11 protein-coding genes are annotated in these 13,901 nt (G+C 40.8%); all 11 read right to left on the bottom strand.

All coding sequences use genetic code 11. The features are described 5' to 3' along the window. Positions 1-97: 97 nt before the first annotated feature. The gene (gene sigG, locus BAE31_RS04090) at positions 98-877 is read right to left on the bottom strand and encodes an RNA polymerase sporulation sigma factor SigG (protein WP_024424250.1); all 780 of its coding nucleotides are present in this window, start codon (positions 875-877) and stop codon (positions 98-100) included. Positions 878-1,020: 143 nt separating this feature from the next. Further along, a complete protein-coding gene (gene sigE / locus BAE31_RS04085) occupies positions 1,021-1,740 on the bottom strand; it encodes an RNA polymerase sporulation sigma factor SigE (protein ID WP_007499746.1) in 720 nt (239 codons plus the stop codon). Between the two features lie 58 nt (positions 1,741-1,798). Next, positions 1,799-2,728, bottom strand: a complete 930-nt coding sequence (gene spoIIGA / locus BAE31_RS04080; RefSeq protein WP_041108912.1) for a sigma-E processing peptidase SpoIIGA — start codon at positions 2,726-2,728, stop codon at positions 1,799-1,801. 250 nt (positions 2,729-2,978) lie between these two features. Next, positions 2,979-7,295 carry a S8 family peptidase gene (locus BAE31_RS04075; RefSeq protein WP_076839528.1) on the bottom strand — a complete coding sequence of 1,439 codons (4,317 nt, stop codon included), beginning with the start codon at positions 7,293-7,295 and terminating at the stop codon, positions 2,979-2,981. A 301-nt stretch (positions 7,296-7,596) separates the two neighbouring features. After that, complete coding sequence (ftsZ, locus tag BAE31_RS04070; RefSeq protein ID WP_024426931.1) at positions 7,597-8,742, bottom strand: cell division protein FtsZ; 1,146 nt, start codon at positions 8,740-8,742, stop codon at positions 7,597-7,599. Between the two features lie 33 nt (positions 8,743-8,775). Then, positions 8,776-10,098 (bottom strand): cell division protein FtsA, encoded by a 1,323-nt coding sequence (gene ftsA / locus BAE31_RS04065; protein WP_041108908.1) that lies wholly within the window; start codon positions 10,096-10,098, stop codon positions 8,776-8,778. A gap of 159 nt (positions 10,099-10,257) precedes the next feature. Beyond that, positions 10,258-10,626 (bottom strand): small basic family protein, encoded by a 369-nt coding sequence (locus BAE31_RS04060; RefSeq protein ID WP_003210988.1) that lies wholly within the window; start codon positions 10,624-10,626, stop codon positions 10,258-10,260. Beyond that, positions 10,626-11,351: a DUF881 domain-containing protein gene (locus BAE31_RS04055; protein WP_076839526.1), complete on the bottom strand. Its 726-nt coding sequence runs from the start codon at positions 11,349-11,351 to the stop codon at positions 10,626-10,628. Before BAE31_RS04055 ends, BAE31_RS04060 begins: the two co-directional genes overlap by 1 nt. Positions 11,352-11,371: 20 nt before the next feature. Continuing rightward, positions 11,372-12,061 carry a DUF881 domain-containing protein gene (locus tag BAE31_RS04050; RefSeq protein WP_076839525.1) on the bottom strand — a complete coding sequence of 230 codons (690 nt, stop codon included), beginning with the start codon at positions 12,059-12,061 and terminating at the stop codon, positions 11,372-11,374. Next, on the bottom strand, positions 12,058-12,837 hold the full coding sequence (locus BAE31_RS04045) for a cell division protein FtsQ/DivIB (RefSeq protein WP_076839523.1): 780 nt from the start codon (positions 12,835-12,837) through the stop codon (positions 12,058-12,060). Before BAE31_RS04045 ends, BAE31_RS04050 begins: the two co-directional genes overlap by 4 nt. Before the next feature lie 125 nt (positions 12,838-12,962). Next, positions 12,963-13,874: a UDP-N-acetylmuramate dehydrogenase gene (gene murB / locus BAE31_RS04040; RefSeq protein WP_076839522.1), complete on the bottom strand. Its 912-nt coding sequence runs from the start codon at positions 13,872-13,874 to the stop codon at positions 12,963-12,965. Between the last annotated feature and the right edge of the window lie 27 nt (positions 13,875-13,901).

Genomic DNA, 13,901 nt, shown 5'->3' with positions numbered 1-13,901 from the left:
ATTTGTTAAAAACAGATTAAATGAAAAAAATAACAGAGTCAATACTAGAGACGTGCTCTTTCCAAGAATGAAAAAAGCCGCACATGAAGCGGCGGCTTTAAAAGATGTTTTTATTCATTTGTTTGATGGCTGCTTTTTCAAGTCTTGAGACTTGTGCTTGAGAAATCCCGATCTCTTCAGCGACTTCCATTTGCGTTTTTCCTTGGAAGAAGCGTTTGCGAAGAATCATTTTTTCTCGATCATTCAGTCGGCGCATTCCCTCTTTTAAGGCCAATTCCTCTACCCATTGTGTGTCTTTGTTCCGATCATCACTAATTTGATCCATCACATAAATCGGATCTCCTCCGTCATTATAGATCGGTTCAAACAAAGAAACAGGATCTTGAATCGCATCTAGGGCAAAGACAATTTCCTCATGAGGCACTTCCAGCACTTTGGCAATGTCTTCTGCCGTTGGCTCCTTGCTTGTCTCACTAATCAGCCTCTCACGAACCTGAAGCGCTTTGTAGGCAATATCTCTTAGTGAACGAGACACCCGAATTGGGTTGTTATCACGCAAGTATCGACGGATTTCTCCTATGATCATAGGGACCGCATAAGTTGAAAATCTGACATTGTGGCTTAAATCAAAATTATCAATTGATTTCATTAATCCGATACAGCCTACTTGGAAGAGATCATCCACATACTCGCCTCTGTTGTTAAAACGCTGAATCACACTTAAAACCAACCGCAAATTGCCATTGACTAGCTTTTCTCTTGCTGTATCGTCACCCTCATCTTGCAGCTGTCTGAACAATTTTCTCATCTCTTCGTTTTTCAGAACAGGCAGTTTGGAGGTGTCGACTCCGCAGATTTCCACTTTATTTCTGGACACTTTTTTCCCTCCCTACAGGAGCTGTTGTACAAAGTTCAGTATCTCCTTGGGATGGAAAAATATGCACGAGTGATGACGAGAATCATGAGAAAAGAAGTTGATTCCTTTGACAGCAGAGGGACAGAGCTTTTTTAAAAATTTTTTTAGACCATTTTGTTAAATTCTTTTTGTAATCGTTTAATAATTCTTTTTTCAAGCCTTGAAATATACGACTGGGAAATGCCTAGCATGTCAGCGACATCTTTTTGGGTTTTTTCCTCACCGCCAACCAAGCCGAATCTGAGCTCCATGATCTGTTTTTCACGGTCATTTAATTGCTCCAGCGCTTTTTTCAAAAGTTTTTTATCTACATTTGCTTCAATATCCCGTGTGATAATATCATCATCTGTTCCAAGTACGTCTGATAAAAGCAGTTCATTTCCGTCCCAATCAATGTTGAGCGGCTCATCAAACGACACTTCTGAACGAATTTTATTATTTCGGCGCAAATACATCAAAATCTCGTTTTCAATACATCTCGAAGCATACGTCGCAAGCTTGATCTTTTTTTCTGGGTTAAATGTATTGACTGCCTTAATTAGACCAATAGTTCCAATACTAATTAAATCCTCAATATTAATCCCTGTGTTTTCAAATTTTCTTGCGATGTAGACCACCAACCGCAAATTTCTTTCAATCAGGATGGCCCTTGCTGTTTGATCACCTTTTGGTAATTTGACAAGCAGTTCCTGCTCTTCATCCTTTGATAATGGCGGCGGCAGCGCCTCACTACCACCAATATAATAAATCTCATCACTCTTAAGACCTAGCTTCATGAGGAGTTTATACCAGTAGTAAGTGAGTTTAAATTTTAATTTTTTCATCTTCTTCTCCCTTCTAAATGTCAAGTTGACCTCGTAAGATAAAAGACATCACCAAAACTTAAGACACCCCTTGGATGATTTTTCCGTCTAACATATCTGGATGAATGATGGATTGAAATTCCTGATCTGCTGATAAACCGCTCAGACTCATGCCTACAAAACACTTGGCTGGCTGGATCATATGCGTTTTTGAATAAATGATGACCGTATCTGGTTTTAAGCATAGAAGAAACCCTTGATCATGACCGACCGCTCGATATGGAACAAGTCTTAAACGATCAAGAAGCGGAAATTGATCATCGAGCTTTTGCATCACTTCAACAGGATGAGACTGCTTCATAAGCTCTATAAATGGCTCTCCACAAATGGACATGAGCTCATCTGCTTGAACGATCATCACAGGTGTTTTCGTCATAGGATCATACAGCTGATTGCCAGAATCGACGAGTCCCTTTAAGCGGATGGTCTCTCCTTGAATGTGTATCTCCGCAAGGACTTGTTCATCAAACTGTCTTTTTTTCGCACCGACCTCTCCTAATCGTTTCTTTGAAAACAGCCAAATCGCTGGAAAGCCGGTTAAAACAAAAAGCCAGCTAATGGGATCACCAAAGCCATCATTTTGTGAAATCAGTAGCCCGTCTTGAATAACAGTATTGGTTTGTAAAAACGAATGAACCCCGATCATGCCTCCTCCCATCAAAAATGTGACAAAGTAAAAAGCAAACAGGTTTTGAAAAAAGGATCGAAATCTTTGAAATCCAAAAGTGACAAGCACGATCAAGACAGAAAAAAGCAGTTTGCCTAAAGGGTGTGACACAAACATTGCAAATGGTGTAAAGAGCAAGAGAACAATGCTCGATCCAATCAGAGCTCCTAACATATATCGCCGTTTTTTTACTTGTCGTTTGAGAATAAATGCAGTGAGTAAGAGAAGCAATAGATCAAAACAAAAGTTTAACAGCCAAATCACATCTAAATAAATGACCACCTTCTGCTCCTTTCATCTGAAACAAAGAATCAAAAGCAGTACTTGCACTTGTTTGTACCAGTATAAAACAGCCAAGAGATGGAAGTCTGTCAATTCTTGTTGGGGATGATAGAGAACTTTTGGTGGATTGTTATTGTTTTTGTCGAGGAATGAGAGCACAAAGCAAGAGAGTGTGCTTCCGGACAAGCATACAAACAATTATTCGAAACAAAAAAAGACACGCTCCAAGGAGTCGTGCCTTTTTAAAGGATTATTTTTCATTGATATTTAATGTGCCTGGAGCCTTTTGTCGAGTAACATTTCCATAATCATCCCGCACAATCACTTCAATGACTGCACCTTTTGCTTTGGCGGTAGAAGTAGCTGTCCAGTAGCCTTCATATGTTCCGCCGGCTACCTCACGAAGCGGCAGCTCTGTTGTATTTTGCAGCTTTGATCTCGCGTTTGTCAGCGGCATGTGAATGACAAACGTTGCGTCTAGCTTTTCTCTGCTGTTGAATGAAATTTTAACAGACTCACCTGATAATAGATTGACATTCTCTGCTGGTGTCAGATTAGAAATCTCAGGCGCTTCGTATTGAACATCAAGATCGACTTTTTTAGTCGTTTTGTTTCCTGCTGCATCTTTTGCTGTTACTTTGATCGTATTTTTCCCGTTTTCAAGCAGGATTCTTGCAGAATATTTCCTATCTTTTATTGCTGCTTTTTTTCCATTCACAGTGACTTGATCAAGATGATCATCCGTTACCTTTCCTTCTACAGTGAGTGATTCTTTGTTAGACTTTTCCCCTTTTTTTGGTGTATCTATCGTTAAAACTGGGGCTGTTTGATCAATGATCACCTTGACTGATTTGGATTTTTTCGTTGCGCCTTTATCCGTAACAGTAGCAGCCGTGAATACATGCTCTCCGCTTGACACTGTAACCTTCTCTTTGAAAGCACCCGACTGATCTGCTTTCACTTTGGCAATCTCTTCATCGTTTTGATAGATCGCTACATCAAGCCCTGGAGAGGCTTTACCTTCAATCTCCAGTTCATCTTTGTTCGTGATTGTTCCAGCCTTTGGAGATGTTATTTCTGGTACATCTGCTTCATATTGGACAAGCGCACGAATCATATAATTCCCCTCTTCTTTTGGGGAAGGAGAAAAGGCACCGCTTGTCAGCTGCCAGCTTCTTTCAGCATTTGGTCCATCTTCATCTGTTGCAAGGCCTGGAGATTCCGTATTCTTTTTCGTTTGAATATAGACAAGATAGAAATCTCCATCCACCGTAATGGCTTGATCTTCTAAATCTACTTTTGTCCATTCACCATTACGCAGCGCATTCGCTTTAAAAGGTCCCGCAATTTTTTCACCTGGAGCGCCGTCCTTCCCAGAAGCATCATACACTTCAACCGCAAATTCATTCCCGCCAGGGGCTGGCCACTCTGTTGTCCAGAAACGGAAAAGCCCCCCTGTGACCTGCGCTAGTTTCTTCCCTTTTTCTAATGAAAATTTCACCGCCCAGCCATTACCAGGATCATAGAACGCCCGCGCATTTTCAGGTGTTCCGTCATCGTAGCCAATTTCGCCAGCAAAACCGATGAAAGGTTCCAGCTTGATTGCTTTTTCAAGCGGCTTTTCTGTCACATCGGCTGTAAACGAATATCCTTTAAACCCTTTCGCAAATACTTTGACTGTATACACACCGCTCAATGCCTCTAGAGAAAACTCGCCAGATTCATCTGTTTTCACCGGCTCAATTTTCGCATCCTCTACAAGATAAACCGTAGCATCCTTTACTTTTTCACCCGTTGTTTCATTGACAATTGTGCCAGATATCGTTCGTTTTTCTAGTGGCTGCAGGGAGAAATTTGCCTCTGCTTGATCATTTGCAGAAATATTGACTTTTTGTGTGCGTGATTCAAAGCCATATGCTTCAGCTTTCACTGTAAATTCCCCTGCACCATGAGAAAGCTGATATCTCCCTGTCGCTTCATCTGTGTACGTGGACTTGCCGCTTTCAAGAACACTGATTTCTGCCTTCATCGGAAGAGCTTTGATAGACGGAGCATCTAAGCTTTTTTCCTTTTTCATCTGGACATGTTTTTCTTTTATTTTAGCCGGCTTTGCACTATTCGGATCGACAGGTTTCTTCTGCTCCTGTGCTGGCTTTTCTTTTTTGATGACGCCAAGCTGTTTCTTTGCCTTTTGAGGCAAGGCTTGATCTGTTATTTTCACATCATCTAAATAAAAACCGTCTTTTGTCACACTGCCATCCGTTCTTATCTGAAAAATAACTCTCACGTTCTGACCTTTGTAGGCAGATAAATCAACTTCTCCTTTTGTCCATCCACTTGTTTTGCCTGTGTAGGCTGCCACTTGGACAGCATCTTCCCCCTCAGGCTGCACATGCATATGCACATAGTCATAATTTGCTTCAAGGTCATGCCAGTATTGATATTGTAAAAAGGAGGCGCCTGACTCAGGTACCGCAATCATCGGCATAGATAAATAAGCATCTGTTTGATTTTCATAAGGACTGTCTAGGTTTGTGGCGTAGACATGATCTCCAGTAAAGGCCTGTTTCGGACCTGTGGTCGGCTTCCCCCACTGCCAAGGATCTTTTGTTCCACCACTGAACCATCCACTTGGCCAAGCTTCAAAATCTTGCGAGTAGCCAGTCGTGATGGATGTTTTAATCGGAAGCGTATACGGTTCTGATGCAGCTTCATTTTCTCCAAAATCTTTCACAATCCATCGGTACGTGACGTTTTCTCCCTCAAGTTCTGGGAGCTGGACAACATATGTCCCTTTTAAATGATTTCCATCCGTTCGTTTTGCTTGCAGCGTCTCCCTTTTCCCTTGATCCACTTGATAGCTCAAGGAGACATTTGTCACCGCTACTTCATCTTCTGCTGTAATACTTAGAGGTGTTGGTGTAGAGGCAAAAATTTCATTCGGTCCTTTATGAGAAAAAACAGGTGGTTCTGTATCTTCTCCCTCTTTTGTTACCTGTCCTTCAATCTTGCCAATTCCATCTGTTAATGCTGTGATGGCTTCTTTTGCATCAACTAATCCTGCCCCATAGCCATTGTTAGGGGATTCCGGGAATTGCTGATCTGTCAGCGGTTTTGCAGTATCAATGAGAATTTCTTCGATCTCTTCAACAGACAGATCTGACTGTACTTGGCGCAGAAGAGCCACAACAGCTGAAACATGCGGACCTGCCATCGAGGTTCCATTCCAGCCATCCTCATACCCTTTCCCAGGAATAGAAGAACGAATATTTACCCCTGGGGCCGCAATATCTGGTTTCATGACCCCATATGGAGAGGGACCTTGCAAAGAGAAAGAACCCAGTTTGTTGTTTTGATCTGTTGCACCCGTCGCAAAAGCTTCGGGATAGTTCGCAGGATTTGCAATAGATCCCTCACCGCCAGGGTTAAATAAATCCGTATTACCAGCTGAAAACTCTGGGAAGATGTCCGCTGCTCTCCAAGCATTGACCACATCTTTATACCAATCATCAAGACCTGGCCCACCGCCCCAAGAATTATTGACCACATCTGGCGCCTTTTCTGGATGAGGGGTTCCGTTTTCATCTTTTGGAGCTAAAATCCATTCACCTGCGTCAAGCAGATCAGCATCTGATCCACCATCTTCTGAGAAAGCTTTCACCGCGATCCATTTTGCACCTGGTGCGACTCCAATTTGATTCTCTCCATTTGGCTCAGAGCCAACCATCGTTCCCGTTACATGTGTACCATGCTCTAAATCATCGTATGGCGCTTTAGAACCTGTCGTTGCATCGTACCAATTGAATTCATGAGAAGGTTCATTCGGACGTGCAGGGTCAAATCCGCGGTATTTTTCTTTTAATGCAGGATGATCCCATTCCACACCTGTATCAATACTTGCCACAACGGTACCAGTTCCGTCATAGCCTAAAGCCCACGCTTCTGGGGCATGAACTTGAGAAATATTCCACTCGATTCCACCTGCTGCTTTGATTTGTTTGTTTTTCTTTGAAGTCTTCAAATCAACAGGACGATGGATTTGACGGATTTCATTTGGCAGCACTTGATCTACTTCTGGGAAGGAAGCCACCTTTTCCATGACTTCTTTCGTTCCCGTCACAGCGAGACCATTCACAATATAGTACGAATGAATATCCTTCACTTGCTTTTTCTTTTGGGCTTTTTGTAAATAAGCAAGCAGCGCTTCCTGCGTCTCTTTAGACGTCGCTCTTAGTTCTGATACGACAGCTGATCTTTTTGTGTACTGCGTTTTAGCAGCTGTTAACTTCTGTTTTTTGGCTTTTGACACAGCATCCTTCGCCACTTTTTTGACATTGGTTTGTTCCTTCATTTTGACTAAAAAGGTCACCTTGTCTTCTTGTTGAAACTGTTTCATTAATCTAGATGAGATCTTTGCTTTTGTTTTCTTGGAGGAAACAGCTTCCTCTTGATATGAGGTAGAAGTCGATTTTGCTTGAACCATCCCAAAGCTTGTCATCGTTAAAGTACCAATCACCAAAAGACTCATCAAACGATAGCCGGCGGTTTTGCGTAACTTCACTTTCAATCAAATCCCTCCTCCTCAAATGGTCAAACAGTGTATGGGTTTAACTCCTCCCTTTCCTTTGTTCATGACAAGATTCATGGTGTTCTATTTAATGTAGTCAAATAAAGTTCATCATTTTGTCGCTTTTTGTAATAGGATTTAAAAATGATTCTTTTTACTTAATCACTCTAAGTCGAAATGCATATGTTGGATAAAGTAACCAAGACAGATTTAAGACTTTTTGATTAGTAGTGATACGGGTTTCTTTATATATTAGACATGAAAAATCCCCTTCCGGTGGAAGGGGATGAGTGATACTCGATTAACGTTTATTACGGTTGCGCAAGAACGTTGGGATATCCAGCGTATCATCGCTTGATTGTGTATTTTGTCTCGGCTGAGATGATGACTGCTGATGTTCCTCACGCTTTACTTCACGTTTTTGAGGAATGGATTGATTTTGCTTTAATCCTTGCCCTAATGGATTTCTTTGTGGTTTTGACACCTCTGGCTCTTGCTCAATAAATCCAGTTGCGATCACGGTTACCACAATTTCATCCTTCAAGTTATCATTGATGACAGAACCGAAAATCATGTTTACATCTTCATCAGATGCAGAAGCCACAATGTCCGCTGCTTCTTGTACCTCATAAAGACTTAGGTTCGTACCACCAGTAATATTCATGATGACACCTTGTGCACCGTCGATTGCCGTTTCCAGAAGTGGCGAAGAAATAGCTTTCTTCGCAGCTTCGGCGGCACGATTTTCACCAGTCGCAACACCGATACCCATAAGAGCAGAACCTTTATTGGACATGATCGTTTTCACGTCAGCAAAGTCAAGGTTGATTAAACCTGGTGTAGCAATAAGATCTGAGATCCCTTGAACACCTTGTCGTAGCACGTTATCTGCTGCACGGAATGCTTCAAGCATTGGCGTGTTTTTATCAACAATTTCAAGCAAGCGGTCGTTTGGAATGACGATTAATGTGTCAACTGCTTCCTTCATAGAAGCAATTCCTTCGACTGCTTGAAGCTGACGCTTTCTTCCTTCAAATGTGAAAGGACGAGTCACGACTCCAACTGTCAATGCACCAGAATCTTTTGCGATTTTTGCAATGACAGGTGCAGCACCCGTACCAGTTCCACCGCCCATACCGGCAGTAACAAAGACCATGTCTGCGCCTTTTAATACTTCTTCAATCTGTTCTTTGCTTTCCTCAGCAGCTTTTTTACCGACTTCAGGATTCGCACCTGCTCCAAGCCCTCTTGTCAGCTTAGCACCGATTTGCATTTTCGTTTCTGCTTTTGATAGATTTAACGCCTGTGCATCTGTGTTGACTGCAATGAAATCGACACCTTGTACGTCATTTTCGATCATTCGGTTGACAGCGTTATTTCCGCCTCCACCTACTCCGATTACTTTAATTGATGCTAGGCCGTCTATATTTGTTTCAAACTCCAACATGCTGAATCCTCCTAATCCGTCGAAAATCTAATTCTATTCCCAGAACATATTAAATAGTTTTTTCATTTTGCCCGGTTTTTTATTTGTCTCTTCTTGTGCTTTTTGTTTTACTTTCGGTCTTGGCTGCGCTTCTTTCACTTGTGGTGCAGAAGAAACCGGCTCCATGGATGCGCCTACTTCATGAAACGCCTCATCCGGCATTTGGAATCCAACTTGTCTGCCCTGAATCTTTGCATTGCGATAAGCAAAGTGGATCAGACCCACTCCTGTCATATACTGAGGTTCTCTCACCCCAATATAATTCGGACTTGCAATTCTAACATTGTTTTGCAAGACCGTTTGTGCAAGAGAAAGGATACCTGGTATAGCTGCCTGTCCACCTGTTAGAACGAATCCGCCAGGCAAATCATGGACACCCATATTTCTTAATTCCTCTGCCACAAAGAGCAAGATTTCTTCCAGCCGAGCTTCGATGATATTAGCCGCTTCAAGCTGTGTATACGTCTGTTTCTGGTCGGTACCGATGACAGAAACTTCAAATGTTTCCTCAGACGATGCCTCATCATAAAACGCATGTCCAAATTGTTTTTTGATTCGTTCAGCTTCTTCAGTAGAAGTTCTAAGTCCTATAGACAAATCTTTTGTAATGTTCTCTCCGCCCAAAGGGATACTGTGAGTAGAATAGAGATGCCCGTTTTCAAATACGGAAATCGTTGTAGATCCGCCGCCAATATCGACGAGAGCTACCCCTAGATTTTTTTCATCTTTCGATAATGCTGCCGAGCCCGATGCGAGCGGCTGCAAGCAAATATCCATAATTTCAATTCCAGCTCTCTCTACACATCGGAGCCAGTTATGTAGAATCGTTTTAGAACCTGTAATTAACGATCCATCCACCTCTAGCCGAACACCAAGCATTTTTTTCGGATCAGTGATCTCATCTCTTCCGTCGACGATAAATTGTCTCGGGATGACGTCTACGACGAGATGTTCTTGAGGAATAGATACTACCTGTGCAGCATCTAAGACACGTCTCACATCTTCAGCATGTATTTCTTTGTTTTCACTAGATACTGCGACCACGCCGCTCGTATTCTGAACATGAATGTGGTTTCCGTTAATTCCGACAATCGCCTTTTGTAATGGAAAACCTACCATTCTTTCAGCCTGTTCAAATGCTTGTCTAATAGAATGAACTGTCTCATCTATATCAACAATCGATCCTTTTTTTAACCCTTCTGAAGGGACATTTCCAACACCTATAATGTTAAGCGAATCATCCGCCATTTCTCCGACGATGACTTTAATATTGGATGTACCGATGTCAAGGCTGACGTAAATTTCATTGTTGTTCATTCTATGGCACCTCCTCACATATCAATACTTTCTATTCTATTATTTGCTGAACAACAATACAATGAATGTGTTTTTACAAGTGTGTAACAAAACTTAAAAAATCAACATTTTTTATTAGGATTACTGAAAATATTCGTTACATCATATGTATATCCTTTTTTATGACTCACTTTTTTTCTTTTTTTCTCTAGAAATTGTCCATTTTGTTAGTAGAATTCTTCGAATAACTGCTATATTTTGAAACAATCTAACGCCGAAAGCAAACATTCCGACTAAATACAAGTCTACACCAAGATGGACGCCCAGAAAAGCTAAACTTATTGCAAGTATAATATTAAAGAAAAAGCCTGATACAAACACTAGTTCATCGTATGCCCCTTGCAGATGTGCCCTGATTCCACCAATCAATGTATCAAGTGCAGCAAGTACAGCGAGGGAAAGATAATTAGAATACTCATTCGGTATCGTAAAATTTGTTAAGAAACCGATCGCAACTCCTATGATTAAGCCAAGTACAGGAAGCCACATTAAGATTTTCCCTCCTTTACATCGTCAAGAGGCTTCAACTCGTTTAACTGAATCGCACCGTCATATGCTTTTAATTGAATTTGCGGCTTCGGCTGGCTAATACTTAAGCCGAAATTTTCCTGAGCAAATAAATCACCAATATCTGATACATTTAAACGGCTGTATAATTTGTCGGCCTGGTCGCTGATCATCTTGATGGTCACTTCATCACCATCTAAGCTGTAGCCATCCATTTTCGTCGTGCCATTAATATCTCGAATCACACTTGTATTAATCACACGGTGGTCATTAATGGAAATATGTTTTGCCCCATACATATTGGCTTCGTTGATTAGCTTTTTCAGAAGATCAGGCGGGATATTTTTCACTTCTTCCCCGGTCAGATCCTTGGAGAAAAGCTGAGAGATGTCAACCTCAATTCCCTCCCCTGTCACTTCTGTAAAACCAGCCTTTTCTTTTAAATCTTTTAATGTTTTTGTTAGTTGAGCTTCTTTTGATTGATCTCCTTGATGACCATACTTTTTCAGCATTTCATCATATTTATCAATTTCTTTCAGCAAATCCAATTCTTTACTTTTAGATGCAGATAAATCCTCTCTTAGCTCCCACACATCGCGAGTATCACGAACTTTGGGCTTTTGCAATGAATTAAATTGGATGGAGACCATGATGCCGAATATCACCATTAAGGCTGTCAAACTAAGTAAAGGCTTCTTTTTCCTCAACACCACTCACCTTTTCACTTTTAATCTTTGTGTTTTAAAAGAGGATTCATACGAATATCCTTTTTTTCAATCGTCATCGAAATGTGATCACTTGTCAGCTGATCGACCACTCCTCCTGCAATATTTAATGCAGGTATTAACACAGCCGGATCACCAATAGCAGAAATAACAAATGGCGCTGGATGCTGAACCCCGTCAACTGTGACAACTGGGCCGTTACAATGTATGTATGATTGGTGTGTAATTCTCTGTCCATTAATAGATACGGCAGAGGCCCCTGATATAAACAGTTCGTTTATCACATGAAAAATGTGGCTCTCATGAACAATGTAATTATTGACATTTTGTCCACTCGGGATATAAGATGCATCTTCAAGGGATACTTTTACCCCTTTTCCTTTTACACCGATCTCTCCTGTAAACATCCTGTATTTCTCAACATCTTCCAATACATTAAAATACTGCTCTTTTTCATTTTTCAAATTGTACTCAGTGGCTTGAACCTGTGATTGAAGACTGTATAATTCTTTTTCAAGTTTCTGATTCGCCTTTTCTTGCTTTGTCAGCTGACTTTTCAAGGAGTATTCTTTTTTCCATTGCTCTGTTCGAATGACATCTGCCTGATGCTGCTTAGTATATTGGTATGAAAAAGAAATCAGAAAACCAAGAACAAGCATGACAATTGAGAATATAACTGTTTTGCCTCTCAACGTTCATCTTCCTTTTTCTTAGATTTAAACGCTTCAAAATACGTCGCGACTTCCATATGGATTGTGCCTTTTTCAGATGGCGAAAGTTCTTTTACAATGGCAGGATAGGTTTTCATTTTATTAGCGAATGTTTTAATTGATGCAATCACGGTGTTCCCGTCATTCATATAAAATTTAACGAGCCACTGGTTTGAGCTTGTTGGCACATAATATATTTCTGAGATGAGTTCCTGAATAGAGGCTGGCAGCTGATTTAAAGATCTAACCGTTTGCTTCAGCTTCTCTTTATTGTCCCAATCAACAAAAATAGGTCCTGCATGACTTGGTGTGACTTCTTCTGGTAATGCTGTCCCATTTTCAAGAAGCTCATAGTATAAATTTCCCTTTTGAAGATAAGCAATATTGGCATATTCTTTGACAGCAATACTAACCTTATTTGGAAAATGTTTTTTGATACTGACACTTTTAATCAGTTTGTTTTGTTTAATATGATCTGCTGTTAAATCTTTATTTAAATTCCAAAACTCTGTTTCGCCTTCTTTAATCTGGGAAAGTTTCACAAGCTGTTTTGTAGGGACATGCTCGTTACCCGTAATAGTTAAAGAAGAAATTTTACTGATTGGTGTCTGCAAATAAATAATGATTAAAACCATGATAAAAAACAGTAGAATAAAAGAGATTAGTCTCCGATTCGCTTTCTGCTTCCTTTGTTCTTTAATTTTAGGAATTCGTTCTTCTATATTGACGATCTTTTCATTTTCATGATCAGGCCGCATATATATTCTTCACCCCATTCAAAGCTGCTTGTCCACACCTTTGGGTCATCTTTTGATGAGAAAACAAACGGCATGAAAGAATGCCGTTTGTTTTCCTGCGATGCCATCATTCATAAAACTTGCTTTTACTTTGCTTCACCGATAATTTCTACTTCTGTATGCATATCTACATTGTAGTCATCTTTAATTTTCTTTTGGATGTACTGAATTAAGTCCAGCACGTCTTGAGCAGTAGCCCCGCCAGCGTTCACAATAAAGTTTCCATGCATATCAGAGATTCTTGCTCCGCCAATTTGGTACCCTTTTAAATTCGCTTTTTCTACAAGCTGTCCTGCATATTCAGGCAGCGGATTTCGAAAAATACTTCCGGCACATGGTCGATTATAAGGCTGTGTTTCCTTACGATAGTCTTTATTTTGCTGCATTTTCTTTGTGATTTTCTCTCGATCATCCTGTTTGAGCTTAAACACGGCCTCGAGAACAATGCCTGGTCGTTCCTTTTGAAGGACAGACGTTCTGTAGCTAAAGTTCATCTGCTCATTTGTTAGCCACTCGATGCTTCCATCTTCAAATAAGATTCTTGCTTTCACAAGAATCTTACTGATATCAGATCCGTGCGCACCTGCGTTCATATAAACAGCGCCGCCAATAGACCCTGGAATACCAGCTGCAAATTCCAGCCCTGAAAGACCCTGCTTACTAAGAGACGTTGCAAGCCTTACAACAGAATAGCCGCCGCCAACTGTAATTTCTTCATCATTTACAGTTAAGTGATCAAGTCCAGCGCCTAACTTCAGAACAACACCACGTATTCCTTTATCAAGTACGAGTAAATTTGACCCTCTTCCAATAACCGTCCACTCCGCGTGGTGTTTTTTTATCTGATCCATGATCGTTTTAACTGAATCGATATCTTTAGGAACGATCAATAGATCTGCCGGCCCGCCTATTTTCATTGTCGTATGATTTGCAAGCGGCTCATTTTCAAGCACTTTACCGACTTGCGCTTCTAATAATTCATTCTTCAAGTTCTCCATATTACCCTCCGCCTTACCTAATATCAT

The organism is Bacillus sp. I-2 (assembly GCF_001974945.1).
Lineage (GTDB): Bacteria > Bacillota > Bacilli > Bacillales > Bacillaceae > Bacillus > Bacillus safensis.
This window is presented reverse-complemented; position numbering and strand designations above follow the sequence as displayed.